Here is a 25,840-nt window from a genome sequence, read left to right as displayed (position 1 = left end):
GGTATTTTTTTATCAACAGATCCTAAAGTGTTTTGCTTAGCTAACCATGAGTGATACGCCAATTCAAAAAAATTTACTGTCAGGACGTTTCGCACGTCTATTGTTGCTGGCATTGTTGGCAATGTCTCAGGGATTGGTGTTTGCAGCAGCCTCTTTACAATACGATCTGCAAGACTGGCAATATCGCTGGGCGATTCACCCTTTATTGAGGGGCAGCCTGAGTGGACTATGCCAGATCAGCTAAATCATGCTGATTGGCAGACCATAGCCCAACCACTTTATCCACCGGATCGACAGGATCGGCACAATATCTGGTATCGCACTTCACTACCTGATATTCGAATGATTGATCCGGTAGTGTTTGTTTCCAGTATAAATTTGATCGCCGAGGTTTATCTCGATCAACAGCTTGTTTATCGATTTGGCGAATTTGATGCTGAGGGGAAAGGCGACTATGCCGGTTGGCCTTGGCATATTCTCGGTTTACCTGATGACTTCGCTGGGCGGACGTTATATTTCCGGGTGTATTCGGATTACACCGATATTGGTTTATGGGGTGAAAAGAAACTGCTGGAACGCTCAAGTGCGTTTTTGAATATATTGAATAATTCGCATAGCGATTTAATTATTGCGGCGTTCTTTTTCTTTATAGCTTTGCTGGCATTTGCCTTTTCAGTGATGCGTGGTGATAACCGTGAATTTATTTACCTTGGATTATTCTCACTGGCAAGTGCCGGAAATTTATTAGGTGAAAGTCAGGCATTACAGTTACTTATTTATGCACCGCTGGCCAAAACCTATCTGGCCGCCATATCTTATTTCTCGATCCCGATTTTTATCGCATTGATTCTGAACTACTGGCTTGCTGAAAAAACCGGCAAGTTGATGTTGCGTATTGCACAAATGCATATTGCCTATGTACTGCTTTGTCTGGTGTTGTCATTATCAGGTGTCTGGCATCTAGCCTTCTTTTACCCACTTTTTGATGTGTTATTTATCATCACTCTGATGATCATGGCTTGGTTTTGTATCCACTATTTCACTGCGATGAATACGGAACAACGAATGGTCATGGGGGCCTTTGGTATTTATGCTGTTTTTTTCCTGATCGATATGGTGGTAGCTCACGGTCTGGTGCCATGGTTCAATTTCCCACTTGCCTATGGCGGTTTAATCTTTGCTTTGGTGCTGGTCATTATTTCACTCAGGCAATATCGGCAAACCCAGCAAGCATTAGGTGAGTTAAATCTATTACTGGAGCAACGGGTAACCGAACGCACGGCATCTTTACAAAATTATGTAGAGCTGGAACAGCAGCGTGCGAATCAATTGGCACTGGTTAATGAGTTTAGTCTAAGGCTTGAAACCTTAATCAGTCGATTGCAACCAAGTCAGAGTCTGCAAGAGGCGGGCAATATCATTTGTCAGGATTTACATAAAGTGTTCGCTCCGATTCAGCTTCAGGTTACTTTGTTCAATGAGTTCGCAGATTTATCGCCTAGCGCGGGCATGAATAATAAATATCTAATAGATATCGAAGATTTACAGTTTGGTAAACAGACTTTTATAACATTTGATTTATTGGATATTTCAGCTGAAACGCTGGAGACTCGACAGTCTATCGAACAGTTTATATCGCGAGCTATTGACCGGTTAAGTGTGACATTAAGTGGCGTTAAACTTAGAGAACAACTGCATGTTATGTCGTTTGAAGATGCTTTAACCGGATTAAAAAACCGTCGGTTCTTTGATGAAGCTCTACAACGTGAACTGCATCTGGCGGAACGGCACCAACAAGCTATTTCTTTGCTGATTTGTGATATCGACCATTTCAAGCAATTTAATGATCTGCATGGTCACGAGGCTGGCGATATGGCTTTAAGAGCGGTAGCTTCCCTGATGCTGGAGCATTTTCGTGAGACGGATATTCCTTGTCGCTACGGTGGAGAAGAATTCGTTGTATTAATGCCATCTGCTAATGTTGAGGATGCACTGGAGCGGGCGAAATCATTGCTGGAAAAAATTGCCTCTAATCCTATTGTTTATCAGCAAAATGATTTAGGCCGCTTAACCATATCAATTGGGATCAGTAGCTGGGATGGAAAGGATAAAATACCCGATCTGTTAGTTCAATATGCTGATAAAGCACTGTATCGAGCGAAACAGGCTGGACGTAACCGTGTTGAGGTTGCTGCTCGCTCTGAACCTTGATCAATTAGCCTTTCAAAAGTGAAATTTTATGTAAAGGTGGGCATTCAACCCATAAATACTGAATCTTATCCGTTAAAATACAGTCCTAATGCATATTGGTTTATAAAAAAATAATTACAAGGAGCACGTATGAAACGCCTTTTAACAATTACCGTCGCAGCGGTTTTAACAGTCGGACTCGCTGGTTGTCAGATGAGTAAGCAAAATGTCGGTGCCGGGGTAGGTGGTGTCGCCGGCGGTGTATTGGGGTCAAATGTTGGTGGGGGTACAGGCAGAACTGCAGCCATAATTGGCGGTACCATTTTAGGTGCAATGGTGGGTGGACATATCGGTAGCGAAATGGACGAACTGGATAGACGTCGTACCTACGAAACCTTTGAAAACACACCGACTGGACGTTCAAATTCCTGGAATAACCCGGATACTGGTGCACAGTATTCAGTAACCCCAACTCGTACCTATGAATCTCAAAGTGGTCCATGTCGCGAATACGATATGGATGTCTATATTGATGGTAAACGTGATGTGGTGAAGGGCACAGCCTGCCGTAACTCACGGGGCGAGTGGGTCAACCAGTAAACTTTAATCGTTAAATTAGTAATAAAAAACGACGCGAGTCGGTTTTTTTATGGCCGATAATAAGCTTTCAGATACGTTAAAGCTTACAGAAGGGACCAATTTGATAAAAATGCTGGCATTGAAAGTCCTGCTCACATTGAGCGAGTTGGCTGGAATACAGCTTGGCGCGTTCACCCACTTCGCGAGCGGTATGGATAACGTGAGGTTTCTTCTGATAACTGCCACGGCGATAACCAGTTTGACCTTCATGATAAGCCAGATATAAATGAGTCGGGTTATCCAGATTAATGTCCACCATGCGTTGAGTTCTCTGGTTATACCAACCAATAAAGTCTGTCGCATATTTCATATGCGTACGTCTTGCCAGCGGGCTGGCATTATCAGCTAAATATTCCTGCCATACCGGATTTTGTGCCTGCGCAAATCCATAGGCGGATGATGGTCGGTTCCAGTGAATAAAGCCCAATAATTTTTTGGCTGGGGGACGAATATGACTATTAAAACTGGATTCAGATTGTATAAAAGCCATTTGAGTGGCAATAGACGTTCCCCATTTTTGCTCTGCGGTTTTGGCATAGCCATACCAGCGCGGCTGTTGCTGAAAAATATGGCAGATATTATTTTGCTTTAGCGGAGGGGGCAGTGCTAACGGCGAACAACTGCTTATAAAAAACACCATTGCCATCAAAGTGACATATCGCTTTTTCTTGCTGCTATATCGAAATAGATAAGCAGAAATGGTTTCAGGATAATTGGCCATGATGCAATTGATGAAGCAGTGTTCCTAAAATGAAAAAATTTTACTTGCAGATTAACAGAGCACTTTCAGTTGAGATTGATTGGCTAGGTGATAACTGAGATTATTTTTGAACATTTATCGATTATCAAAGTTTTTATAAATGGAATTAACATTAACCTTGCCAACCCTTTTGACTCTATTTATCAGTTTGGCGCTTCTCGCCGCCATCCCGGGCATCAGCGTGTTGGTAGTGTCATCCAGAGCTGCTGCATATGGTTTCACTCATGGTGTAGCGACTACATTTGGCATTGTATTGGTCGATATTCTATTTATCAGTATTGCCTTGTATGGCATGACATTGGTACTACCATGGCTAGGTAAATGGGCTGTACTTATTCGTCTATTGGCCGCGGTATATTTATTTTGGTTAGCTTGGCGATTATGGTGTTTTTCTGACCCCAAAAAGCCTTTCTCCGATATCGAATATTCAGCATCGCTAAGCTCCAGTTTTTTATTAGGTGTCGTTGTGACGTTGGCCGACCACAAAGCCATTTTGTTTTATATGGGGTTTTTCCCAGCCTTGATGGATTTAAGTCTTTTAACCCTGAACGATACAGTGGTTATTTTTCTGCTGACGTTTTTGGCTGTGGGGGGCGTAAAAATGAGTTATGCATATCTTTCAGCCAAATCGGCTAAGAGTTTTATTATTAATAGAGCATCACAATTCAATAAATTTGCAGCAATTTTGATCTCACTAGTCGCTTTAATCATGCTGCTGTCTTTATGGTGGAATCTTTAAAAACTTTTTAATCTATGCAGATTTAACAGTGTTTAGTGGGAATATTGTTTATCTTTTGTTATAAACGGTTAACGGGACATTTCTATATTCTGGATGTTGTCCCAGGTTTTTAACTGGGGGGAGCATGATTGATAGGGCATTTATAGCAAATTATCCCGCGATAACGGTATATCGCTGATGTTCTCCAATACACAATCATTATTATTTGAATGATGACCGGTTCAAAACCAGAGTTACCGCTTCGTCGATATGTTGATATGCATATTATTAAGTCGATGCTGTTGGTTGGTATTGCTTATTATGTGGCAGCCTTAATCGCAATACACCAAACCATAACGCCTGAAGGTATCGCCATTTTATGGCCACCAAACGCAATAGTGCTTGCTGCTTTTTTAATTTATCCCTTTCGTTACCTACCATTTATTGCTGCGGCAGGTATTACTGCTGAATTAGTAGCCTCGGCTCCATTCTTTCCCCTCTGGTCAGCAATCTGTTTTGCGCTAATCAATCTCTCCTCAGTGTCGTTGGCAGCTTTTCTGATTCGACGCAAAAGCGGGCAGAATTTTAATTTTGATAGGCTAAAAAATGGTGCGTATTTTTTAGTATTTGGCCCATTTTTATCGGCTTCTATCGCAGGCATGTTAGGTGGTGGGGTTTATGTCTTTTTAGGTAGAACTGACACGAGTTATCTGAGCTTGTGGCAAATTTGGTGGTTTGGTGATGCGCTGGCTATGCTGGTGTTAACTCCTTTAATTGTGGTGTTAGCACGTTGGATGCAAGCAGGTTTCCCACACTTTAAATTGCATTTTTTGCTCGAAGCTTTTTTACTCTGGCTGGTCGTTATTATTATCGGTTATCAAAGCTTTAACATTGAAAGTTCTGATAATGCCTATTTATTTTTTACCCCAGTCTGGCTTGTGTTCCTGGGCATTGTTGCGGCTATCAGGCTTGGTGTAGCAGGAGCCTCAACCACTGTTGCTTTGATTACCGCATTTGCGGTGGAACATTTGTTACGTGGCACACATCCACTAATCGTGAATATGCCGCAAAATGCACTTTTACTTACTCAAGAATATCTTGCCATTATTGCGATCGTTTCAATTGGTCTGGCGTTGTTAATTCAGGAAATAGCCGAACAGCGCGATGAGCTAAAGCGTCATGAGAATGCATTAAAAGCACAAAATCAATTTCTGGAAGAACGTGTTAATGAACGCACTTTAGCTTTGAAAGAAGTCAATCAAGCCCTGCAACATGCCAATGATCGATTGGCTAAGAGTGCAGCAACTGACGAACTCACCGGTATTGCAAACCGTCGACATTTTCTTAGTGAAGTTGAGCGTGAGTTACAACGTTTGCGATTAGATGGTCAGACTGCCAGTGCCATTATGATCGATATAGATCATTTCAAACTGGTCAACGATAATTTGGGTCACGATGCTGGAGATAAGGTACTGCGTGATATTGTTGAACCGATCAGCCAAGCCATCAGACCAAGAGATTTGTTTGGCCGTATGGGCGGGGAAGAATTTCTGATATTTCTTTCTGGAGCCGATTACGATATGAGTAATGCTGTCGCCGAACGTATCCGCTTAGCCATAGAATCGCTAACCGTGAACTATCGTGAGCATCAGATCAACATCACAGCAAGTCTCGGTGTCGCTCAGTGGGACGGAAACAGTCATCTGGATGAATTGTTTTATCAAGCAGATAAAGCCCTCTATCAGGCCAAAAACAGAGGGCGGAACCGAGTATTTAATATCACTAATATTGAAAGTGAAAACAGGTCATCGCGGGGTTCCAATCATGAAGATCATTTCGAACTACCTTGATTCAACTGTCCAATTCGGGAAGACGATTGGCTCCCCAGCTGCGATGAATACGATCAATCACCCGTTGCAATTCTTCTGAGCTGACCAAAGCAAACTGGCCCGGTTCAAGCGGATCATAATGAAATATATATAACCGGGATGCGAACTCTTCAAATGGTAAAGATGCTTCGCCAAACCGCTCAGAGTGGCCCGAGGTACTGACCTGAATATCATCACCCCAATTCTGACCACTATCGTTATTCGGGTTGTAAAAATACACACGCATCACGTTTTCTGGATCCAATGTCACACGCAAAATGGTGATGGCGTGCCAGCCCACAAACCGTAAAGCACTGTCAGTCACTGCAATCCCGGCTGGCTGTGGATGTATCAACGGTTGATTGTCATTGTAATAGGGGTGATAGCTGGCATAAAAATGCCTGAGAAAGACTTCCAGCTGCATTAACTTACCGGAAGCAACATCCACATTAATACTGAATCCCCGTCCACACCACCAGCCATGAAATTCAGGATTCACCCAGCGATGTGGGTCGCCTTCACGATCAATACAGCAACGGCCCATTTCGGCATAAATACGATCCAGATGTGGCACCAGAATTAACGAAACGGGATCCAGATCCATCGGTAAATGGTTGGCAACACCAGACAGACTATCTTGTGAAGAAATCGCCTGACCTTCGAAATGCATAATGATTTCATCATCACGTGCTGCCCAGACCACCATTTGCAGCAGATAATCTGGGTCATTGTAGGCCCACATCGAAATCGCTCTGGCAGACTGGCAGGTGGGATTATTGCCCTGACCAATGCCCAGTGGCTGACCCAACATACACAGCACACCCTCTAACAGGCGGCTTGATGCATCAGGAGTGTCTCCGAACAAACTATTTAAGCGTTGTTCTGCTGCTGGGGATAACGGCAGTGATAATTGACGCCATAAAGAGGGCGCCATCGGTGATTGATACAAGATACCGCGTTCCAGCATTAGTGCCAGACCATAAATACCTTGGGCTGTTTCGGGCAGAATGGCTTTGGCAATTATTGCTCTGACCAAGTCGCTGTAACTCAACAGACAATCCCGTCCTGTTGTAGACAAACCCAACGCTTCGCTCAGCAAATAATCGGTTTCCTCCGATAAATGTCTGAGCAATACAGCATGGTAGGGTGAAACCAGGCCAGTATCATGCATCGCGCGAGCAAAACCACTGGCTTCATATTGTAATGCGGCATTGTCCATGGTCATCAGACGTTGTAAATAAATGTCTACACCCGGATCTTCCCGGCATGCCTGAGTCGGTCCGTACAAACTGCTGATCAGACGATCCGCACCCTGACCGCTGGCACCCATGTCTATATCGGGGTTTTGCCGACAAATCGCAATCTGGGTCACCATTTGTTTGACATGATCTACTTGAATAGGGCGCTGCTGCAAAATTCGCCAAATTTCATCGGTTAACTGATCAATAACATGCTCATAACCAATCGTTTTAGCCAGATGTGTTAACAAGCCTCGGCTGATATCGGCTAACCGTCCCTGCAGTTCACGTTCGGCTTCATCAGCAACCGAAAATAAACGCTTAAGATTTACGGCCAGAACCTGCGTTAAAAAATGATGGGCCTGTTCCGCACTAATCTCAGGGTGTGGATATTGTTGTTTGGCCACTGCCAGAAAACGAATCTCGCTAAGCGCTTCAATCACCACACTATGGGCATAACTGCTGCTTAAAGCTTGGGGTGTAAGTGCAGGGATTAAAATCTGCGGTGTAGCATAATCCGAATTATCAAATGCACCGGCCTGCTCGATTTGTTGAATATAAGCCATCATTAAGTCAAAGCCATTGGGCAGATGCAAAATACGTTTTGCGGCATCATACAAGCGCCCAGCTTTAGCTGCTTTACTAAAACTGGGTGCTTGTTGAAGCTGCTGAATGGCATCTTCCAACCGTTCGATCAACAATGACTGATCGGCTTCTGGATGTTTGATGACAGTGGGTTCAGTCACTTATATTTCCTGCTGTTACCGCGATGGAGCAATAGATTTAGATATAAAAATCCAACGATTCCTGATGCTTCAGTAAATCTCGCATCACCACTGGATCCTGGCCAAAGAAGTATAACAAACCCCAATGCGTGCCAAAGGCGGTGCGTTTAGTGACGGTTTCTTCCAGTGGAGCAGTCAGTTCATGAAAATCAAAATACGGGTGATCTTCGGTTTCTTGTGGAATCTCCAAACGGCTGACGACACGACGACGCGGATAAACGCCAAAGCAACCAGCAACACCCTTGGCATCAACCACTTCTCTAGGGAAGAACTTAGTGATTTCGTCTTCAGTGGTTTTCGGATCAAACGACAAAATCAATCCGTGATAAGCATTAAATCCATAAGCTTTTTCTAACAGCTCAAACACTTTAAAACCGGGTGGACGATATGCGACTTCACCGAAGTACATTTCACTATCACTGGTGACAAAATATTCTGGATGAATAAAACCGAAATCGATATCAAAGGTCTTAATCAGCTTTTCAATCTGTTGAGTGATTTGAGGACGGTACTGTTCCAGCTCCGGCGTTGCTGGTACAAAAACCGAATAGCCCAGCGTCACATACTCAGAAATGTTGAGAAAGCGAATTTTCCCATTATGGATCCAGGCTTCTACAGCAAACTCCCAACCATCGAGATGCGATTCCATCAAAAATGGAAATTCATCATCGGGGATCATATCCACTTCATCTGGGGTGCGAATCACACGGTGTCCGAGACAGCCAGCTTTATCAAACGCTTTTAGATGAATCGGATCATTAGGATCACCATCCAGTTTTAACAAAGTCTGGTTTACCCGTTTCAGAAAACGCACCACATCACTTTTGTCATGCGCTTCTTCAAAGATACCAACGCGTATACCGCCTAACTGTGCGCGCCGTTTCATCAGTGCTTTATCACGTAATAACAGTGACTGGCCGAAGAGGCGGGGGTTATTCAACAGCACAGAGTTAATTGCACCAGCCCACTCAACTGTTTCTTCGAACAATGGAATAGCCACGTTGACGCCTGCATCCTGCAGGGTTTGAGCAATTTCCAGTGAACGGTCATTGAGGCGTTCAAAATTCCACGGGATATAGGGAATATTGTGCTCTGTGCAGTATGGTTCAGCCCAGTCGGGTGCCACCACAACGTATCGCCGGTCAAAAGATTCAGCAGCCTCAACAGCATTCAGACTCCATCCTAATAATGCGATATAACCTTTATCTGGATTGAATTTGCCGGTTGCGGGTTCTGCCATAAATTATCACCTTTGATTTTTAATAAATAAAACAATACCTTAATGAAAATAAGGTTAGAAAGATAATCATGGGGTGTTTTTTTAGGCGGGAATAACAAGGCCAGCGTCATGCATGCGGTCATTACCTAAGCATTAAATAAACTGACTTTTAATTGCTAATAAACGTAATAGCAGGTTTATCTGCGCAGTTTAAAACGCCATCTAACCACTAGGTTTTCAGGCGGTTTCGTATATTTTTGCGTAATGTTTGGGATTAAAAGCAATCGCCATCAGCAGACCCACAATGCCTAATCCGGCCAGTAAAATCCAGGCAACGCTAAAGCTTTCTGATGAATCACGAATCCAGCCGGCAATCCAAGGCGCAATAGCGGCGATCATCGCGCCAACACCTTGTACAAAGCCAGTGAGTTTACCGGCAATCATTGAGTCGGCATGGTGATCCATCGTCACAATCAATGCCATCGGGAAGATGCCACCAATTCCCAGACCGGCAATGGCTGACCACAGCCATAGACTGATATCGGGTCTTAATGCCATGCCACCAAAGCCGATGATTTGTAAAATGCATAAAATGTACAAAATAAGTCGTCTATCGATGTTTTTAGCCGACAGAGCTGGGAACAGCAATCCGGCCACAACTTCCATAGCGGTTAACAAGCCCAGCATCAGTCCAGCTTGTTTTGCTGTGAAACCTTGTTCGATCGCATAAGGTGATAACCAGGCCAAAACACAGACATAACCACTGGAACCCAGTGAAAAAAAGATCGCCAGGTACCAGCTGCGACGGTTACGCCAGAGTCCAGGTGTAGCGATGTTTTGTGAGTCATCTTCGTCATGGAAACGCCTCGAATCTGGCTTATAAACCAACCAGGCTATCAATGCCAATATGGCAAGCAGACTCCAACTGCCGAGGCCCATTTTCCAGCCGTACTCGGCTTCAATAAAAGGTGATATAGAAGCTGATAATGCCGCACCGGCCATAATGCCAGTGATATACAGCCCCATCATTTTTGGGTGTTGTGGGCCGTAAATATTTTTGATCACCATGGGCATCAATGCTTGAATTAAGGCAATGCCTAAACCGGCTAACAGCGAAGTGAAAATCAATGCATAGGCGTTAAAGGACCAGATTCGTAGTCCTGCCGCTATGGCCAATAACACAATCGAAAAAGTAATGATTTGATTGGTGCCAAAGCGCTGTGCCAGTTTATAACCAGCAAGGCAAAACAATCCCATCGCAAACACCGGCAAGGTGGTAAGCAATGATGCAAGTTTAAAACTGAGGGTGATGTCGTGCTGGATAGCTGGTAGTAATGGCCCAACAGACGCCAGAATGGGACGTAGATTGAGTGCAACCAGCACAATCACTACGGCAAAAATGATTCTCTCCATAGTGGAGTATTCGTATTCTCTGGCAGACATGCAGGACAGCCCCTTTGCGTTAGTGCATGAAGATGATTATTTATCTTGATGTAAAGATAGTTGCATATTAAAGCTGATTTTGTATGATGTAAAGAATCTTTATGTCGAGATTTTTTATGGTTGAGCAAACAGAAACGATTCAATCCGATAGCGTCGATGCCATCATTACACAGTGGCGTGAAGAAAACGTTGAAGTTGATTTGTTACCTATGGCCATTTTGGGTCGACTGGCCAAACTCGGCAAATATATCGATACCGATATTCTGCATTGCCACGATCAACAAGATTTGCGCCAGGGGGAGTTTGATGTATTGGCTACCTTGAGACGTTCCGGTAAGCCCTATAGCCTGACGCCCTCTGAGTTATATCAAAGTATGATGCTGACATCAGGAGCGATGACCAGTCGTCTGGATCGGCTGGAAACCAAAGGTTTTATTCGACGCGAACATAGTAAATCTGATCGGCGTTCTGTTCAGGTCATTTTAACCGCAGAGGGAAAGAACAAAGTTGATGCGGTATTACCTGCACATATCATTACACAACATGATTTGCTGACGGGGGTGAGTCAACAAGATCGTGAAAACCTGGCTGAATTGCTTAAACGCTGGTTGATACAACTGGAGACAACAAAATAATTTACTGTCTCCGCTATGTATCCTGATTCAGGAAAGCAGCTTTTCGCGTTTGGGATCATAAAACGGTAATTTCACTACCTCACCAGCAAGCCGTTTCTGCTGGCCATCCAGTTTTCCAACTTCAAGTCGGGTGCCGATATGGGCAAAGTCAGGAGCGACTCTGACCATCGCAATCTGTTTGCCCATTAACGGTGAGTAAGTTGCACTGGTTACAATGCCTACCGGGAATCTACCGTTATAAACGTGATCACCATGAGCTGCCGCATCTCCGCCTTCCAAAATCATGCCCACCAGCTTGTGGCGGCTTTCCGGTGCCTGACGAGCCAATGCTTCACGACCAATAAAATCTTCCTGTTTGCTATTGAGTGGCACACTGAATCCGGTGCCTGCTTCAAATGGCGTTATATCATGGGTAAATTCATGGTCGGCCATACTCAAACCGGCTTCAATTCGCAATATATCCAACGCATCAAAACCCATAGGCGCGATATCATAAGTCTGACCAGCTTGCCAGACGGCATCCCACACAGTTGGTGAATGATCGGGATGGCACCAGACTTCATAACCTAATTCGCCGGTATAACCTGTTCGTGAAATCATCACCGGAATCCCGGTCGGGCCGCCAAGACGACCAATGGTAAAGTGAAACCATTTGAGTTTTTCAACATTGGGCTGACTGTCCGAAGTCCAGACTATTTCGCTTAGTAATTCGCGGCTTTTTGGCCCTTGTACTGCCAGATTATCCAGTTGTTCTGTCGCATTGCGAATACTGACTTTAAAGCCTTTTTGCTGAGCTTTTTCCCGCATCCAGACACCGGTATATTCTGCTCCACAGATCCAGCGATAAGCTTGTTCACCCATGCGGAAAATAGTGCCGTCATCAATCATGCCGCCGGTTTCCAGACATATTGCCGAGTGGGCAATTTCGCCAATCGCCATGCGGCTGACATTCTGCGTTAATACATACTGTAAAAAAGCCACTGCATCAGGACCGACGACTTCGAATTTGCGTAATGCTGATAAATCCAGCACGGCGACCCGCTCACGACAAGCCAGATATTCTGCATTGGAACCCCAGCCATTGTATTTAGTGGCGACCCAATAGCCGGCATAGTCGATAAATTTCTTGGTGAGTTCAGAGGTTCGGCTGTGAAAGCCGGAAGCTTTGGTCATGCGAGGTAACTCCTCAGAAGTGGTTCGGTGGGCAATGGCGCGAGGAAAATGTTGTTCGGCACCATAAATCCGTACATGAATATCGGTTGGATGCCAGCCATTGGCTGGATCAATATCATCCGGGCAGGCTGAGGAGGCACAGACGAGATCCCGATCAGCACGGAATAACACATAATCTCCGGCACGTGACCATGGTTCATCCATAAATACGGCACCTGATTCATCAATCGCCGTGTTAAAAAATAAGTTTATTGCTGGCCAGCCGGCGCGTGGAGCAATGCCAAATGGTGCCAGTACCCGGTTAAAATTCTCGGTACAACTGATATGGCCAAAATAACCGCTATCGTCATAGTATTTCGGAGTGCAGGCCAACAGGAAGCTGTCATGTCGACCGACGGTATCCTGTACTACTTCCAACATTGATAACAGATCGGTTCCCAGAAAACGCGAGTGCAGACCGGGAACCGGATTACTAAGACCAATTACTGTTCTGGTCGAAGTCGCATCCAAAGGAATTTCAATACCCTGATCTAATGCCTGTTTATCGAAAGCGACAAAGTCAGAACACTGCTTGCCGGAAACATCGATGATCTGAATCCATTCACCTTTATTAACTTCATAGGTTCGGGCCGAGGCGCGTGGAATTCGCAATTCGGTTTTTATCGGGCCCAACTGTTCAGGCAATGGACATTCTGTCTGATCTGCATAGGTAATGGTAATATCAACCTCGGTCACCGGATTTTGTTCATCAACAGTCATTTTGGCACCGGCCGCAGCGACCACCAAAGTCAGATCGCTGATAGCTTTAAAATTCGCCACTTCAGAACCAGATACTGCTAAAACCTGTTCAAGATGAGTTGCAGCCAGTTGCCAGCTTGCCAGTTGGCTACGCAATTTATCTGCGACTGATCCATTCTGTTGGAGCTGCTGTTGAATGGCTAACGCTGCGACGGGCTTACGCGAATCCAATAATTCCGGGGCAGACTTACCCTGTGAATCTAAAACAATTAGTTCACAGCCTTGGACCTTATCCTGACTGACGATGCACAGCTTATCTCCAGCTTTGAGCCTGAGCTTTATTGCTTGCTGGCCTGCCAACCGAAATCGTCGAACTGGCTCGCTGGGAGAGGATTCGAAAAAATAATCTTCTCCCCATGACTGATTTTTCATTTCTAACATCGGTTATTCCTGTAAGCGAAAAGCCAGTGGTCATAACGAACTTATCTGGTGCATTTTTACAGCGTTTCGCGTCATTAAAGTGCAGCTATTTACAATCAAAAACGGCTACTTGTTGCCATACACTATTTATTTTCCCCAAGATTGCAGCAATTCTCCTGATGGCATACCTCATTGGTATTACCCCAGGCTTAAATCCCGTCAGCTGGCATAAAAGCTGCTGTTTATTAACTGAAATTTCATTGAATGATGACGCTTTACACTGCTAAATGGCACTCAGCCAAAGGACAACGGAGTCATGCTCAATATCAAACGGAAACACTGGCCAACAATACAGGAGTGGTTGGGGCAGCGATTACAGTTTGTCACGCATAACAGCAAACCCAAGCCTGCGCTTGATTTAAATGATCTGGCGTTCAAACTTGCAACCGCAAATGACATTAATGAAACCTTACCTAAGGTGCTTAACGCATTACAGACACTGCTAGACGAACAATTCACACCTTCAGAACAAGGTGATCTGCTGGTCTTATTTAGCAATCCATTAACATCAGAATCCTATGTGCATCATTGTCTGCAGGAGGCTCCGTCAAAGAAATTAATTCAGAGCCTGCACCAGCATTTCACCATTCGAAAACCCACCGAAAACAGTCTTATCAAACTGGAGATAAACGGGGCATTACTTAACTGCGCTCCCATCCGATTATTCGATCACGACAATCAGACAATCTGGTTAATGATGTGTTTTCGTCAAGCATTGCCTAATGAAAAAAAGCTCAAATGGGAAATGGCTTTAATCGAACAGACACTTGCCAAAGGCTTACAGGCCTGGTTTCAACGTGAGAGTAAGGTCAAACAGGCACTGGCTGCCGAACGAGCAATTTATGCTGCCGAGCTGCATGACTCACTTGCTCAGGTGTTGGGTTATCTGAAACTTAAAAGTGCCAAACTCGATAAATTATGTTTGAAAGCTGAATATGTAGAGCTGAAACCGATTACCGAAGATTTAGCAGCCTATACCCAATGTGCCTATCACCAAACTCGTGAATTGATTACTGCTTCGCGACTGACCATGCAAAGCGAGAGTTTGTCGCAGGGAGTGACTAACTCGGTAAGGGAATTTGAACAGCAGTCAGCCATCGTGTTTGAACTGGATAATCGCTTGCCGGTTAATTTGCTGCCACCTAAACAATCCATTCAGATCCTTTATATTATTCGCGAAAGTCTCAGCAATATCGTACGGCATTCCCATGCCACACATGCCCGTGTGGCCTTACGATTAAAATCGTCTAATCAGTTACATATACAGATTGAAGACAATGGCTCTGGCATTGATTTCGCTGCGGCGCGTAGTGATAGTTTTGGTTTACAAATTATGCATGAACGTGCTGAGCGGGTAGGGGCAACATTACATATTTCACCACGCCCAGATGGCGGTACATTGGTGCAGCTGGAGATGGATATCGGAGACTTGTCATGAATTCATCACCGATATCCGTCGTGGTTGTCGATGATCATCCATTGTTTCGACGTGGCGTGGTCGAGTTACTCAATGACAGTGACGAAATGACGGTGATTGCCGAATATGATTCTGCAACCTCTTTGCTGAATAATCTTGGCGATACTTACCCCGATATTTTGCTACTGGATTTACAGATGCCGGATCAATCCGGGCTGGATGTACTTAAGCAGCTGCGTAGCCATGATGAGCAGCTCAAAATCATTATTATCACGGCCTGCAGTGATCAGCAGATGTTGCTCGAAGCACTGCGATTTGGTGCCAATGGATTTTGCAAAAGATACTCCGCCGGATGAAATCCTGGCGCAGCTTGTTTCTGCAGTGAAAGGCAATGTGGTGATCAATGCCGGAGCCGTTACTTCTCTGGCCACACATCTTCGTGAACATCAAACGGCAGCCACCATCCAGTCAAATCCCGCTTTTACGCAAATGACAGAACGTGAACGCGAAACCTTGTTTTATATTTCCAAAGGCCTAAACAATAAATTGATCGCAAGAGAGCTCGGCATTAGCGATGGCACAGTCAAGGTTTACGTTAAAAACCTGCTACGCAAATTGAATCTGCATTCCAGGTTGGAACTGGCTGCATGGGCCCACAATCATCAGTCGGATGAGATGCCGGACAGAGAACATTGAAATGACCCTACTCAAATGGCCCGCTAAAAACCCGGCCGCAGATCCTTCTGCGTCACAATTGACCCAACTGCTTAATAGTCTCAGTGATGTGGTGGTGATGCTTGATGAACAACATCAGATAAAAATGATCAATCAGTGCTGGCAGGATATAACTGGTATCAGCATAGAACAGACGCAGGGCAGAACCTTTACCGATTTTCTGCACCCGGAGGATATCGCTAGTTGGACGCAGCTGATGCAGAACATTCGCCCAGATTCAAAAGAAGTGATTTGGTTTCGTTTGATAAGTGCCAGTGGCGAACTGCGCTGGTGCGAAATGCGTTTACAGTCGATAGAGAAAAACAAACTCTATCCGCTGTCAGCCACCCTTTGTGATATTACGCCGCAGGTACGCAATGAACAAGTGCGTCATGCCAGCTATCGCAGTCTGCAAAGCCTGGTGGATCGTTTACCAGCGATGTTGTATCGGGCTCGAAACAATATCAGCTGGTCGATGGAATATGTCAGTGATGGCTGCGAATTGATTACCGGTTACAGCGCCGAGAATATGTTGAATCAACCACAAGTATCCTTGGGGGCAATGATTCACGCAGAAGATGCCGGTTATGTCTGGGAGCAAGTGCAAATCGCCTTGGAGAATCGTACTACCTTCAGCATTGAATATCGCCTGACCCAAGCAGATGGTAAGGAAATTGTGGTGCAGGATAAGGGCAGGGGGCTTTATTCAGAGAGTGGCATGGTGCTGGGAGTAGAAGGCATAATTTTTCAGACTACCATTAAAAAAAAACGGCATTTTTTCCGGTTTATTAACCACTTACCCTTTTTGGGATACCCCTTGAAGAGGATTTTTCATCATTGCTCTGCGGGTTATTTTGACGCTGACAGCTGCCATAAACGCAGCATAAAGCTGATAAACAACATTGATGGAGTTAAAACCTATGTCAACTCGAGTAGCGGTACTTGGAGCCGGACCCAGTGGCCTTGCACAACTTAGAGCGTTTCAATCTGCACAGGCCAAAGGTGCTGAAATTCCAGAGATAGTCTGCTTTGAAAAGCAAAGCGATTGGGGCGGTCTGTGGAATTACACCTGGCGCACCGGTCTGGATGAAAATGGCGAACCGGTGCATGGCAGTATGTATCGTTATCTTTGGTCAAATGGTCCCAAAGAGTGCCTGGAGTTTGCGGACTATACTTTTGAAGAACATTTCGGCAAACCGATTGCCTCTTATCCGCCACGCGAAGTGTTGTTTGATTACATCAAAGGCCGGGTGGAAAAGGCCGGGGTACGCAAATATATTCGCTTTAACACTGCCGTTCGGAATGTGACCTACGATGATGCCAGTCAAAAATTCACCGTGACAGTTCAGGATCACACTACCGATACGGTTTACGCTGAAGAATTCGATTACGTTGTCTGCGCCACCGGCCATTTCTCAACACCAAAAGTACCTACCTTTGAAGGCTTTGATAAGTTTGGCGGCCGTATTCTGCATGCCCATGATTTCCGTGATGCGCTGGAATTCAAAGATAAAGATATTCTGCTGGTGGGCAGCAGCTATTCGGCAGAAGATATCGGTTCGCAATGTTACAAATACGGTGCTCGCAGCCTAATTAGTTGTTATCGAAGTGCACCCATGGGCTACAAATGGCCAGAAAACTGGGATGAAAAACCTAACCTGGTCAGAGTTGATACTGATACCGCCTATTTTATGGATGGCAGCTCGAAAAAAATCGATGCCATTATTCTATGTACTGGCTATTTGCATTACTTCCCATTTCTCTCTGATGATTTACGCTTAAAGACCAACAATCGCTTGTGGCCGCTTAATCTCTATAAGGGTGTGGTCTGGGAAGATAATCCGAAGTTTTTCTATCTCGGCATGCAGGATCAGTGGTACTCATTCAATATGTTTGATGCTCAGGCATGGTATGTGCGGGACATCATCATGGGTCGCATTACGCTACCTTCTCTAGATGAGATGCGGGCGCACAGCATGATGTGGCGCGAGAAAGAGTTGACGTTGGAAACCGCTGAAGAAATGTACACCTATCAGGGCGATTACATTCAGGAATTGATTGATGCCACGGACTACCCGTCATTCGATATTCCGGCCGTCAACCAGACATTCCTTGAATGGAAATATCACAAGAAGAAAAACATTATGACCTTCCGTGATCATTCGTATCGTTCGTTGATGACCGGCACTATGTCACCACCCCACCATACGCCTTGGTTGGAGGCTTTGGATGACTCGTTAGAAGCCTATCTGTCTGATAAAAGTGAAATGCCTGTAGCTAAAGAAGCATAAAGCTACTGAACTTATTTTTATTTTAAATTAGGTGGATACCATGACTTTGTTAACCAAAATAATTGATAAAACAGTCGCACCGATCGAGACCGATCTCGATGGCTGGACCAAGCTCGAAGGCAATCCAACCATGAAAACCTGGATTGAATATACCAGTCCAGACGGTGCCATGATTACTGGTTGTTGGGAAGCGACACCAGGTCTCTATCATGCCGTCTATGCAGGTTGGGAGTTTGTACATTTGATTGAAGGTGAGGTTGTCGTTACCCCAGATGATGGTGAGCCACAAAGTTTCGGACCAGGAGATGCGTTTATGCTAGAAAAAGGTTTTAGTGGAACCTGGTTAATTAAAAAAAAGGTTTATAAACACTTTGCTATCAAGTTGAAGTAATGTTCCATAAACTAAATAAGGAGTGTGCTTGAACGCATACTCCTTTTTTTTTCGATAAGCTAATCATAGATTTGAGATGAGCCAGCGATGATAAAAGCAATTTTTATAGCAAGCGAAAACCTGGGAGCTCAACAACAGGTAACGGCAATTGATCTGGTTGCAGGTAAAGGCATCAAAGGCGACCGAAACTTTGATAAAGCAAAATGGCCTGGCCAGAACATCACTTTTATAGAGCTGGAAGAAATCAATGCTTTTAATCAGCATTTTGTTCAACAAATCAGTTTGTCAGATACAAGGCGTAATGTGATTACTGAAGGCGTGCGCCTCAACGAATTAGTCGGTCAGGTTTTTCGTATTGGTGATGTTAGCTTCAAAGGGATAGAGCTTTGTGAGCCTTGCAACACTTTGGGATCGTTATTAGCAAACGACAGTTTAAGCAAAAAAGCCATCGTCAAAGCGTTTACGCATAAAGCCGGTCTGCGAGCCGATGTGTTAACTGATGGTCAAATAGGTGTGGGTATGTCGATTGAAACAGCAGTGATGCAGCCAGCCAACTAAAGCTGCATCACACTGTTGGTAGCGATTAATTACTAGCCGACTCTCGATATAACACATCCAACAAGGCAAACATTGCCTGTTGGCTTTGTTTAAGTTGGTCGGTGTTATCCATTAGCGTCGATTCATTTTGCACATAGTCGGTTTTTGGCAGTGGATGAGATTCCAATGCAAGAAATGCTTCGACCGTGCCCGGCTCAACTTCCAGATGAAACTGTAACGCCCAAATCCGCTTGCCATAATAAAAACCCTGACTTGGTGTAATCACACTCTGAGCAAAAGAGCAGGTGTTTTCCGGTAACTCGAAACAGTCGCCATGCCAGCTTAAAGGCTGCAAATCCTCTGGCATCCATGTCGCTTCGAGATCCGTTTTGTTCACTGGATACCAACCGATCTCCTGCTGAGTATTTGGATATACCTTGGCTCCTAACGCGGAGGCTATTAACTGGCTGCCAAGGCAAATCCCAAGTAGTGTTTTATCCGCTTCAATTGCCTCGCGAATAAGTTGTTTTTCGCCAATCAGCCAAGGATAGTTGGTTTCATCATAGGTGCTCATCGGCCCACCCATGATTAATAACCAGTCAAATTCGGCGACTGAGGGTAATGGATCTCCTTGATCCAGCCGGTAAGTTGTCAATTGAAACGGTTTGTCCGCAAACCAATGCCGCATGGAACCAATCCACTCGCCATCAGCATGCTGAAAGATAGCGACTTTCTGCATTCGCAACTCCAAAAAGCTAATGAAAATTCAGATACCAAGAATAGTTATCTGATAAAAAAGCAAACTGCGAATCGCCACGCTACGAGCAGTGAGTTAACGATAACGAATATCGCTGGAAAAGCAAAGCGCTGCAGAGGTTGATATCAAAGTTTAACGATCAAATTTTACGTTTAATAAAATTTGGTTATAAAAAATCATACTCTTCTGAATAGAATCATAGGATAAGTATCTGATTAAACGATTAAATCAGCTGATGCCCCATTTTTGCTCACTTTGCGCACAACTCTGGTGCAAACTGGTTTACAGAAGTGGATTTATAGGACTACTATCACTCCGGCAACCCAAAAGTTAAAAAATTTATAAATATTGTTTTGTCGAGGAACGGGTTGTTAATTTAATAAAAATCAACGGAGAGAACGTATGTCAAAGTTAACTGCATTATCTATAAGTATTGCTGTATTAGGCGGCATTTGGGCGTTTCTAGCATTAGGTCCTTTAGCCGGTTTTGTTTTGGTCTGGGCTGGTTTTATTGCTTGGGCGTGTTTCTTCCATACCGGTGCTGATATGCCGGCTCTGCAAAAAACGATTGTTGGTATGAGCTACGGCGCTGTGATTGCTGGTATTGCCTTATTATTAGCTACCACTAATCCTCTGAGCATACCGGGTGCTGTAGGACCTGCTATTTACATTGCTGTTACCGTATTCTTCCTGGTTATTGTGGCCAGATTTGAGTTGTTATCAGTGGTACCAGCCAATGTATATGGTTATGCAGCAACGGCAGCTTTTGGTTTGCAAACAGCGAATGCCGGAAGCGCTCTTACGATGAATATGACAAATCCTGTTCTCATCGTCATTCTTTCTACTATTCTGGGTGCAGTATTTGGTTTGTTATCAGCCAAGCTTGCTGCAGCAATCGAAAAGAAAGCCTAATTTAAACCGCTAACAGCGGTTTTTTTACGGCTCTTTCAGGGCCAGCCTTAATGGAGATTTATCTCGGTTAGGGTTGGCCCTGAATTTTAAACCGCCGGTGTTAACCCAAGATATCGAATTGCATTTTGGTTTCTGACATGTTGGCCACTCCCGTTTAACAAGAACAGATTTGGATGTTTTATGCGTACTGCTATTTTTTTAGTGTTGATTTTATCGACCATTGTATTAGCTACCTTTCCGGTTTTTTTCACCTGGGCCAATCGTATTGAACCCAGTTTTATGGGCTTACCGTTTGCCTTTCTCTGGCAGATAGCCTTAGCGCTATTAGGTGCATTATTTCTTGCTGGTTGGTATTTGGCCGAAAGTCGCAGTGGTGATTTAGATATTGAAGTAGAGCCGGAGGAGTCGAAATGATTCCAGTACTGATGCTGGCCAGTTTTCTCGGCCTGATTCTATGGATTAATCGCCGGCAGATGGGCGTGAAGACGCTCAATGATTATGCCACTGCCAGCCACAGTATTGGTGTGTTGGGGATCACCCTGGGCTTTCTGGCTACCTGGTATGTTGGGGCAGGTTACACGGTGTTTTCAGGGTTCGCCGTCAGCTTTGGCATGATTGGTATGTACGTGATTCCCTACGGCATTATCACCATGCTGGTGATGTATCTGGTCGCTGAAAAATCTTTTATCTGGGGCAAAAAATACAATATCCGCACCCAGTCTGAATTATTAGGGCTGCGCTATCGCAGCGATATGATTCGTGTATTAACCGGTTTTGCCGGTGTAGCGTTATCAGTGCCGTGGTTATTGATGGAGTGGTACACCATCGGCTATGTCTTCAACTATGCGACGGATGGATTTATCAGTCCGTTACTGGGCATGATTATCGGCATATTTGTGGTGGTGTTTTATGTCGCGCTGGGTGGCATGCGATCGGTTATTACCGCCAATATTATTCAGGGTCTGTATATGTTGATTGCCGGTTCAGCCATTTTGTTGTGGGTGATTTACACACAACTTGGTGGCATTGATGGTGCGATGCAACGCATCCTTGAACAAAGCCCCGAAGCATTAACTTTCCCTGGTCCCGGCTGGGATATGTCACCAAATTATTGGATGGCGATTGTCATTACCAGTGGTCTGGGCGGTTTTATGTGGCCGTGGGTGTATAACAAATTATTTGCTGCGGACAGTATTCGTACCATCAAACAATCGGTGTTGTTTGCACCAACGCTAGGTATTTTGTCATTCGGTTTACTGTTTCTGCTGGCTATGGCATTACATCCATTACCGTTTGCTCAACAAAATCCTCAGGAAGCCATGTTCTGGATTCACAGTCAGGCCGGATCTTGGCCATTGGGCTTTTTTGCCGTATTGGTGATGGCGGCAAGTCTGGGCACCGTAAGCAGTATTCTTAATGCCATGTCGACAGCTATTTCAGGTGATTTAGCCCAGGTAATTAAACGTGATATCAGTGAAAAAACCGCTTTGCAAATTGCCCGTTGGTCAGTGGTATTTATGAGCATCGGGGCATTGATTGGCGCTTATATCAGAGAAGGGCAATTAGTGTTTCTGGCATTGATGACCTACCAGGGCATGATTGTTTTATCACCGGTAGTATTACTTGGCCTGTATTGGAAACGTGCCAATAAAATCGGTGCAGTAAGCGGGTTTTTGGCTGGCATGGCGGTATCGTTTGGCTTAACCATTATTGAGCCGGCATTTATTATTACCTATGGTTGGACGCCCGGTGTGTATGGCTTTTTAACGACGCTGACAATCATGCTAATTGCAGGATTTTGTCGGCCGGTGGAATCGCATGTAGAAAAACTTTGGCAAGATATTGCTAATGCAAAAGCGACGCGCCCTAAAAGTAGATTGAATTCTGCCAAACCGGCGTAATTGAGATATGTTGAAAAGCGAATGCTATTTAATTCGTAAAGTGTTGATGGCATTGTGCTTAGTAATGATGAGCACAATGCCTCCCAATGTCGTCAGCCATGAGTCAGCCGGTAATGTTGTGTTATTACATGGCTTGGCGCGAACGGCGGATTCTATGAATTCGATGGAAAAGCAGCTCAGTAAGGCCGGATATAGGGTTTGCAATATTGATTACCCATCACGCAAACATCGTATTGAACAGTTGACCCATAACTTTGTAATACCCGAAATACAAAAATGTTTTGCCGATCCCCTGATATCTATTCACTTTGTAACTCACTCACTGGGCGGCATTATTGTCAGGCAAATTGCAGCTGAAAATCAGCAAATTAACATTGGCAGAGTAGTCATGCTTTCTCCACCAAATCAGGGGAGTGAAGTGGTTGACAATCTCGGTACTTGGGGTTTGTTTGAATGGATAAACGGACCTGCAGGCAAACAGCTTGGTACAACTGAAAATGCCTTACCAAGACAACTCGGACCTGCCACATTTGAATTAGGCGTTATCACCGGCAACCGTTCAATCAATCTGATTCTATCGACATTAATTCCCGGACCTGATGATGGCAAAGTTTCTATTGAAAATTCCAAACTCGACGGCATGCAAGATTTTCTGGTGGTCGAGCAAGCCCATCCGTTCATTATGGGAAATGCCTTGGTACAATCCCAAACCATCCATTTTCTGAAAAACGGTTATTTCCAGAATTAAACAGCATGTATTTGATAGCGGGCAAATATCCCGCTGTTTGCAGTCAAAAAACTGTATCAGTCAAATATTGTCACTGTTAAGGTGAACCCTATGTTTTTTTGGAGTAATGCATGCAATTAATGAATCGAGTCACCAGATATTTCCTTATTCTAGTATTGTCTTTCAGCGCGGCTTCCGTGATGGCGGACGATCATCCTAAACATGACTATAAAACCCTGGTGCTGGATATCCTGATCACCGGTGATAGTTCGGTAACCGGCGACAAAGCTGAGAATGAAGCAAAAATTACCAAGTTCAGTGAACATTTGCGAACCGAATTACAAGACAAAACCCGCTTCAATATCATCAATGATGCTGAGTCACTGGATAAAATCAAAGCCGCTGACGACAAGCAGGATTTACATAACTGTAATGGCTGTGAAATTACCCTGGCCAAAGAGCTTGGAGCGAAGTTAGTTGTGGTGCCGAATGTGTTTCGGATGAGCCATTTGATTTCGACATTACATGTTGAGTTTAAAGATGCCAATACTGGCAAACTCATTAAACGCAAAGCTTATGACTTTCGAGGCAATACCGATCAAGCCTGGGAACGGGCAATCAAATACGCTATGCGTGACTTGAAAGATTGGGATAGGAATTAATCCATTTTTTTGCACCATCAATAAAAAACCCCGACCAAAGTCGGGGTTTTTTTACTACTAATTAACGATGCTTCCTGTTCAACACAGGTTTAAACATCACTTAATTTTTTCAAAAGCCGCATTTTCATGACGGATGATTGAAATAATCAAGCCGACAATAATGGCGGCGGTGCCAATTGCAAATAACACCAAAGCAAATGGATTATCTGCAAAGGTAAAGTAGGCACTGACATTTTCCCAAGTTGTGATTGAACTTCCCATAGTATTGCTCCTTAGGTTTCTGAGTTAGCTAATTTATTAGGCACGTCACTGGTTGTAAGATCTGCCATAGCAGGTACGCGACCTTCAGGATATGGCTTGGCCAGAAGTTCCACTTCATCAATACCGATATCTTCACAGGCTTCAGGTACCCGTAAGCTATTGGCTTTTTTCAGTAAGAATGACAAGCCGTAGCCTGGCACAAAGCCCATCAGACCCATGACGATTGCACCGACAAATTGGCCAACAAAGCTAATCGCAGGCATACCTTCAGCATTTGGTGTTCCACCGGCAAACACACCGACCAGAACGACGGCAACAACACCAGTGAAGCCATGAACACTGACAGCACCTACTGCATCATCAATACCGCGTTTTTCCAGGAATTTAGCAAATTGAACTGCAACAAGACCAGTACAAACTGCAATGATAAATGCCAGTGAAGGAGAGTAAATATCCAGACCAGCCGCTACAGAGATGATACCGACCAGACCGCCTGACATAGTCCAGAAAGGATCACGTGTTGCGATGTAACAACCAATGATGCCACCGGCAAAACCCATCAGCGTATTAAATGCAAAAGCTGAGAGGTTGGTAGGAGTGCCATAGATTGTGGTCCAACCCGTTTCGCCACCATTAAAGATGATGCAACCACCGAGGAAACCGAAGAAACCGAAGATAATCATCATCAAACCAATCAATGTCATTGGCAGGCTGTGTGGTGAAATGATTTGTGGTACACCGTTAATGAATTTGCCTTTACGAGCGCCAAGATTCATTAATACACCCAGGGTGAAGAAACCAGCGACCGCATGCACGACACCAGAAGCGCCAACATCGTGATAACCGAATTTAGTCAGTAACCAGCCATCTGGATGCCAACCCCAAGCTCCAGCCATAATCCAGACAACGCCGCCCAGGAAAATAGTCAGAATCAAGAAGGCACTAACCCTTATCCTTTCAATAACCGCACCGGATAAGATCGAGCCGGTTGTGGCACCGAATAAAGCAAAAGCCGCCCAGAAAATACCGGTTCCCATGTCTTGAACATCGGGTCCCATACTGGTTGACCAAGGAAGTGCAGCTGCCGCCTCAATCGGCACAAAACCGGTTGGGAAAGCGTTATAGATCCACCAGCCAAACAAATAAAATGCTGGAATAATCAGCGCGATAGCAAGAATATTCTTGATACCGGCTGCTAAAGCGTTTTTACTTCGTGAAGCACCCATCTCATATGCCAAGAAGCCTGCATGTATCATTAACATAATGGCGGTACACCACCAGTAAAACACTTCGACATTCATAGCCTGATGCATTTCGAATACAGCTTGCTGGGCATCCAATGCTGCCTGCAAGGATTCTAGTGTTGGCGAGTTTTCCATCTTAC

The 25,840-nt window shown here is 44.6% G+C and carries 26 protein-coding genes; 18 read left to right on the top strand and 8 right to left on the bottom strand.

Annotation, left to right across the window (positions count from 1 at the left end):
- Positions 1 to 46: 46 nt before the first annotated feature.
- From E8Q33_RS05605 to E8Q33_RS05595, 3 genes are all read left to right on the top strand, one after another.
- Positions 47 to 244, top strand: a complete 198-nt coding sequence (locus tag E8Q33_RS05605; protein ID WP_136553441.1) for a hypothetical protein — start codon at positions 47 to 49, stop codon at positions 242 to 244.
- Positions 229 to 2,211: a GGDEF domain-containing protein gene (locus E8Q33_RS05600; protein WP_136553439.1), complete on the top strand. Its 1,983-nt coding sequence runs from the start codon at positions 229 to 231 to the stop codon at positions 2,209 to 2,211. Before E8Q33_RS05605 ends, E8Q33_RS05600 begins: the two co-directional genes overlap by 16 nt.
- Positions 2,212 to 2,340: 129 nt before the next feature.
- On the top strand, positions 2,341 to 2,790 hold the full coding sequence (locus E8Q33_RS05595) for an RT0821/Lpp0805 family surface protein (protein WP_069295178.1): 450 nt from the start codon (positions 2,341 to 2,343) through the stop codon (positions 2,788 to 2,790).
- A gap of 76 nt (positions 2,791 to 2,866) precedes the next feature.
- Here E8Q33_RS05595 and E8Q33_RS05590 read toward each other — a convergent pair whose 3' ends face one another.
- Positions 2,867 to 3,550 carry a lysozyme-like domain containing protein gene (locus E8Q33_RS05590; RefSeq protein ID WP_211116106.1) on the bottom strand — a complete coding sequence of 228 codons (684 nt, stop codon included), beginning with the start codon at positions 3,548 to 3,550 and terminating at the stop codon, positions 2,867 to 2,869.
- A 139-nt stretch (positions 3,551 to 3,689) separates the two neighbouring features.
- Between E8Q33_RS05590 and E8Q33_RS05585 the strand changes: the two genes are divergently transcribed.
- A complete protein-coding gene (locus E8Q33_RS05585) occupies positions 3,690 to 4,328 on the top strand; it encodes a LysE family translocator (protein ID WP_136553437.1) in 639 nt (212 codons plus the stop codon).
- A gap of 257 nt (positions 4,329 to 4,585) precedes the next feature.
- Positions 4,586 to 6,157, top strand: coding sequence for a diguanylate cyclase (locus E8Q33_RS05580; protein WP_168800163.1), 1,572 nt, complete (start codon positions 4,586 to 4,588; stop codon positions 6,155 to 6,157).
- 1 nt (position 6,158) lies between these two features.
- Here E8Q33_RS05580 and E8Q33_RS05575 read toward each other — a convergent pair whose 3' ends face one another.
- The 3 genes from E8Q33_RS05575 to E8Q33_RS05565 form a co-directional block, all read right to left on the bottom strand.
- On the bottom strand, positions 6,159 to 8,159 hold the full coding sequence (locus tag E8Q33_RS05575) for a hypothetical protein (RefSeq protein ID WP_136553435.1): 2,001 nt from the start codon (positions 8,157 to 8,159) through the stop codon (positions 6,159 to 6,161).
- A 37-nt stretch (positions 8,160 to 8,196) separates the two neighbouring features.
- Positions 8,197 to 9,438: an acetyl-CoA carboxylase biotin carboxylase subunit family protein gene (locus E8Q33_RS05570; RefSeq protein ID WP_136553433.1), complete on the bottom strand. Its 1,242-nt coding sequence runs from the start codon at positions 9,436 to 9,438 to the stop codon at positions 8,197 to 8,199.
- Between the two features lie 216 nt (positions 9,439 to 9,654).
- Positions 9,655 to 10,860: a cyanate transporter gene (locus E8Q33_RS05565; RefSeq protein ID WP_211116105.1), complete on the bottom strand. Its 1,206-nt coding sequence runs from the start codon at positions 10,858 to 10,860 to the stop codon at positions 9,655 to 9,657.
- Positions 10,861 to 10,961: 101 nt separating this feature from the next.
- On the opposite strand from E8Q33_RS05565, the gene E8Q33_RS05560 reads away from it, so the two are divergent.
- Positions 10,962 to 11,495, top strand: coding sequence for a MarR family winged helix-turn-helix transcriptional regulator (locus tag E8Q33_RS05560; RefSeq protein WP_136553431.1), 534 nt, complete (start codon positions 10,962 to 10,964; stop codon positions 11,493 to 11,495).
- A gap of 27 nt (positions 11,496 to 11,522) precedes the next feature.
- On the opposite strand, the gene E8Q33_RS05555 is transcribed toward E8Q33_RS05560, so the two are convergent.
- Positions 11,523 to 13,847 carry a DUF1989 domain-containing protein gene (locus tag E8Q33_RS05555; RefSeq protein ID WP_136553429.1) on the bottom strand — a complete coding sequence of 775 codons (2,325 nt, stop codon included), beginning with the start codon at positions 13,845 to 13,847 and terminating at the stop codon, positions 11,523 to 11,525.
- Positions 13,848 to 14,142: 295 nt separating this feature from the next.
- Between E8Q33_RS05555 and E8Q33_RS05550 the strand changes: the two genes are divergently transcribed.
- From E8Q33_RS05550 to E8Q33_RS05525, 7 genes are all read left to right on the top strand, one after another.
- Positions 14,143 to 15,324, top strand: coding sequence for a sensor histidine kinase (locus E8Q33_RS05550; protein WP_136553427.1), 1,182 nt, complete (start codon positions 14,143 to 14,145; stop codon positions 15,322 to 15,324).
- Positions 15,321 to 15,659, top strand: coding sequence for a response regulator transcription factor (locus E8Q33_RS15590; RefSeq protein ID WP_211116104.1), 339 nt, complete (start codon positions 15,321 to 15,323; stop codon positions 15,657 to 15,659). The genes E8Q33_RS05550 and E8Q33_RS15590 overlap by 4 nt, the downstream gene beginning before the upstream one ends.
- On the top strand, positions 15,628 to 15,999 hold the full coding sequence (locus tag E8Q33_RS15585) for a LuxR C-terminal-related transcriptional regulator (RefSeq protein ID WP_211116103.1): 372 nt from the start codon (positions 15,628 to 15,630) through the stop codon (positions 15,997 to 15,999). Before E8Q33_RS15590 ends, E8Q33_RS15585 begins: the two co-directional genes overlap by 32 nt.
- A 1-nt stretch (position 16,000) precedes the next feature.
- On the top strand, positions 16,001 to 16,993 hold the full coding sequence (locus E8Q33_RS05540; RefSeq protein ID WP_168800162.1) for a PAS domain-containing protein: 993 nt from the start codon (positions 16,001 to 16,003) through the stop codon (positions 16,991 to 16,993).
- On the top strand, positions 16,938 to 18,308 hold the full coding sequence (locus E8Q33_RS05535) for an NAD(P)-binding domain-containing protein (protein ID WP_136553423.1): 1,371 nt from the start codon (positions 16,938 to 16,940) through the stop codon (positions 18,306 to 18,308). Before E8Q33_RS05540 ends, E8Q33_RS05535 begins: the two co-directional genes overlap by 56 nt.
- A gap of 40 nt (positions 18,309 to 18,348) precedes the next feature.
- Positions 18,349 to 18,699: a cupin domain-containing protein gene (locus E8Q33_RS05530; protein WP_069295190.1), complete on the top strand. Its 351-nt coding sequence runs from the start codon at positions 18,349 to 18,351 to the stop codon at positions 18,697 to 18,699.
- Between the two features lie 87 nt (positions 18,700 to 18,786).
- Positions 18,787 to 19,257 (top strand): MOSC domain-containing protein, encoded by a 471-nt coding sequence (locus tag E8Q33_RS05525; protein WP_136553421.1) that lies wholly within the window; start codon positions 18,787 to 18,789, stop codon positions 19,255 to 19,257.
- Positions 19,258 to 19,282: 25 nt separating this feature from the next.
- On the opposite strand, the gene E8Q33_RS05520 is transcribed toward E8Q33_RS05525, so the two are convergent.
- Positions 19,283 to 19,975, bottom strand: coding sequence for a type 1 glutamine amidotransferase (locus E8Q33_RS05520; RefSeq protein WP_136553419.1), 693 nt, complete (start codon positions 19,973 to 19,975; stop codon positions 19,283 to 19,285).
- 420 nt (positions 19,976 to 20,395) lie between these two features.
- Here E8Q33_RS05520 and E8Q33_RS05515 point away from each other — a divergent pair, with 420 nt between their 5' ends.
- The 5 genes from E8Q33_RS05515 (at position 20,396) to E8Q33_RS05495 (ending at position 24,195) form a co-directional block, all read left to right on the top strand.
- Entirely contained in the window at positions 20,396 to 20,905 is a 510-nt protein-coding gene (locus E8Q33_RS05515; RefSeq protein ID WP_069296805.1) for a DUF1097 domain-containing protein, read from the top strand.
- Between the two features lie 180 nt (positions 20,906 to 21,085).
- A complete protein-coding gene (locus E8Q33_RS05510) occupies positions 21,086 to 21,319 on the top strand; it encodes a hypothetical protein (protein WP_136553417.1) in 234 nt (77 codons plus the stop codon).
- Positions 21,316 to 22,806 (top strand): sodium:solute symporter, encoded by a 1,491-nt coding sequence (locus tag E8Q33_RS05505; RefSeq protein WP_136553415.1) that lies wholly within the window; start codon positions 21,316 to 21,318, stop codon positions 22,804 to 22,806. The genes E8Q33_RS05510 and E8Q33_RS05505 overlap by 4 nt, the downstream gene beginning before the upstream one ends.
- A gap of 7 nt (positions 22,807 to 22,813) precedes the next feature.
- Positions 22,814 to 23,554, top strand: a complete 741-nt coding sequence (locus E8Q33_RS05500; RefSeq protein ID WP_247869948.1) for a triacylglycerol lipase — start codon at positions 22,814 to 22,816, stop codon at positions 23,552 to 23,554.
- A gap of 110 nt (positions 23,555 to 23,664) precedes the next feature.
- Positions 23,665 to 24,195, top strand: coding sequence for a DUF3280 domain-containing protein (locus tag E8Q33_RS05495; RefSeq protein WP_136553413.1), 531 nt, complete (start codon positions 23,665 to 23,667; stop codon positions 24,193 to 24,195).
- Positions 24,196 to 24,291: 96 nt separating this feature from the next.
- Here E8Q33_RS05495 and E8Q33_RS15450 read toward each other — a convergent pair whose 3' ends face one another.
- The gene (locus E8Q33_RS15450) at positions 24,292 to 24,456 is read right to left on the bottom strand and encodes a hypothetical protein (RefSeq protein ID WP_168800161.1); all 165 of its coding nucleotides are present in this window, start codon (positions 24,454 to 24,456) and stop codon (positions 24,292 to 24,294) included.
- Between the two features lie 11 nt (positions 24,457 to 24,467).
- Positions 24,468 to 25,835 (bottom strand): ammonium transporter, encoded by a 1,368-nt coding sequence (locus E8Q33_RS05490; RefSeq protein ID WP_069296801.1) that lies wholly within the window; start codon positions 25,833 to 25,835, stop codon positions 24,468 to 24,470.
- Positions 25,836 to 25,840: the final 5 nt, after the last annotated feature.

Source organism: Methylophaga sp. SB9B (assembly GCF_004832235.1).
Lineage (GTDB): Bacteria > Pseudomonadota > Gammaproteobacteria > Nitrosococcales > Methylophagaceae > Methylophaga > Methylophaga muralis.
The sequence above is the reverse complement of the archived record's forward strand: the minus strand, read 5'-3'. Positions and strand labels throughout refer to the sequence as shown.

Excerpts from the sequence above, each read along its gene's own strand:
- E8Q33_RS05560 (WP_136553431.1), top strand. The coding sequence starts at position 10,962 with ATGTCGAGATTTTTTATGGTTGAGCAAACAGAAACGATTCAATCCGAT.
- E8Q33_RS05510 (WP_136553417.1), top strand. The coding sequence starts at position 21,086 with ATGCGTACTGCTATTTTTTTAGTGTTGATTTTATCGACCATTGTATTA.
- E8Q33_RS05530 (WP_069295190.1), top strand. The coding sequence starts at position 18,349 with ATGACTTTGTTAACCAAAATAATTGATAAAACAGTCGCACCGATCGAG.
- E8Q33_RS05600 (WP_136553439.1), top strand. The coding sequence starts at position 229 with ATGCCAGATCAGCTAAATCATGCTGATTGGCAGACCATAGCCCAACCA.
- E8Q33_RS05505 (WP_136553415.1), top strand. The coding sequence starts at position 21,316 with ATGATTCCAGTACTGATGCTGGCCAGTTTTCTCGGCCTGATTCTATGG.
- E8Q33_RS05535 (WP_136553423.1), top strand. The coding sequence starts at position 16,938 with ATGTCAACTCGAGTAGCGGTACTTGGAGCCGGACCCAGTGGCCTTGCA.
- E8Q33_RS15450 (WP_168800161.1), bottom strand. The coding sequence starts at position 24,456 with ATGGGAAGTTCAATCACAACTTGGGAAAATGTCAGTGCCTACTTTACC.
- E8Q33_RS15585 (WP_211116103.1), top strand. The coding sequence starts at position 15,628 with ATGGATTTTGCAAAAGATACTCCGCCGGATGAAATCCTGGCGCAGCTT.
- E8Q33_RS15590 (WP_211116104.1), top strand. The coding sequence starts at position 15,321 with ATGAATTCATCACCGATATCCGTCGTGGTTGTCGATGATCATCCATTG.
- E8Q33_RS05580 (WP_168800163.1), top strand. The coding sequence starts at position 4,586 with ATGCATATTATTAAGTCGATGCTGTTGGTTGGTATTGCTTATTATGTG.
- E8Q33_RS05500 (WP_247869948.1), top strand. The coding sequence starts at position 22,814 with ATGTTGAAAAGCGAATGCTATTTAATTCGTAAAGTGTTGATGGCATTG.
- E8Q33_RS05515 (WP_069296805.1), top strand. The coding sequence starts at position 20,396 with ATGTCAAAGTTAACTGCATTATCTATAAGTATTGCTGTATTAGGCGGC.
- E8Q33_RS05525 (WP_136553421.1), top strand. The coding sequence starts at position 18,787 with ATGATAAAAGCAATTTTTATAGCAAGCGAAAACCTGGGAGCTCAACAA.
- E8Q33_RS05570 (WP_136553433.1), bottom strand. The coding sequence starts at position 9,438 with ATGGCAGAACCCGCAACCGGCAAATTCAATCCAGATAAAGGTTATATC.
- E8Q33_RS05550 (WP_136553427.1), top strand. The coding sequence starts at position 14,143 with ATGCTCAATATCAAACGGAAACACTGGCCAACAATACAGGAGTGGTTG.
- E8Q33_RS05595 (WP_069295178.1), top strand. The coding sequence starts at position 2,341 with ATGAAACGCCTTTTAACAATTACCGTCGCAGCGGTTTTAACAGTCGGA.
- E8Q33_RS05565 (WP_211116105.1), bottom strand. The coding sequence starts at position 10,860 with ATGTCTGCCAGAGAATACGAATACTCCACTATGGAGAGAATCATTTTT.
- E8Q33_RS05490 (WP_069296801.1), bottom strand. The coding sequence starts at position 25,835 with ATGGAAAACTCGCCAACACTAGAATCCTTGCAGGCAGCATTGGATGCC.
- E8Q33_RS05495 (WP_136553413.1), top strand. The coding sequence starts at position 23,665 with ATGCAATTAATGAATCGAGTCACCAGATATTTCCTTATTCTAGTATTG.
- E8Q33_RS05555 (WP_136553429.1), bottom strand. The coding sequence starts at position 13,847 with ATGTTAGAAATGAAAAATCAGTCATGGGGAGAAGATTATTTTTTCGAA.
- E8Q33_RS05585 (WP_136553437.1), top strand. The coding sequence starts at position 3,690 with ATGGAATTAACATTAACCTTGCCAACCCTTTTGACTCTATTTATCAGT.
- E8Q33_RS05590 (WP_211116106.1), bottom strand. The coding sequence starts at position 3,550 with ATGGCCAATTATCCTGAAACCATTTCTGCTTATCTATTTCGATATAGC.
- E8Q33_RS05520 (WP_136553419.1), bottom strand. The coding sequence starts at position 19,975 with ATGCAGAAAGTCGCTATCTTTCAGCATGCTGATGGCGAGTGGATTGGT.
- E8Q33_RS05540 (WP_168800162.1), top strand. The coding sequence starts at position 16,001 with ATGACCCTACTCAAATGGCCCGCTAAAAACCCGGCCGCAGATCCTTCT.
- E8Q33_RS05605 (WP_136553441.1), top strand. The coding sequence starts at position 47 with ATGAGTGATACGCCAATTCAAAAAAATTTACTGTCAGGACGTTTCGCA.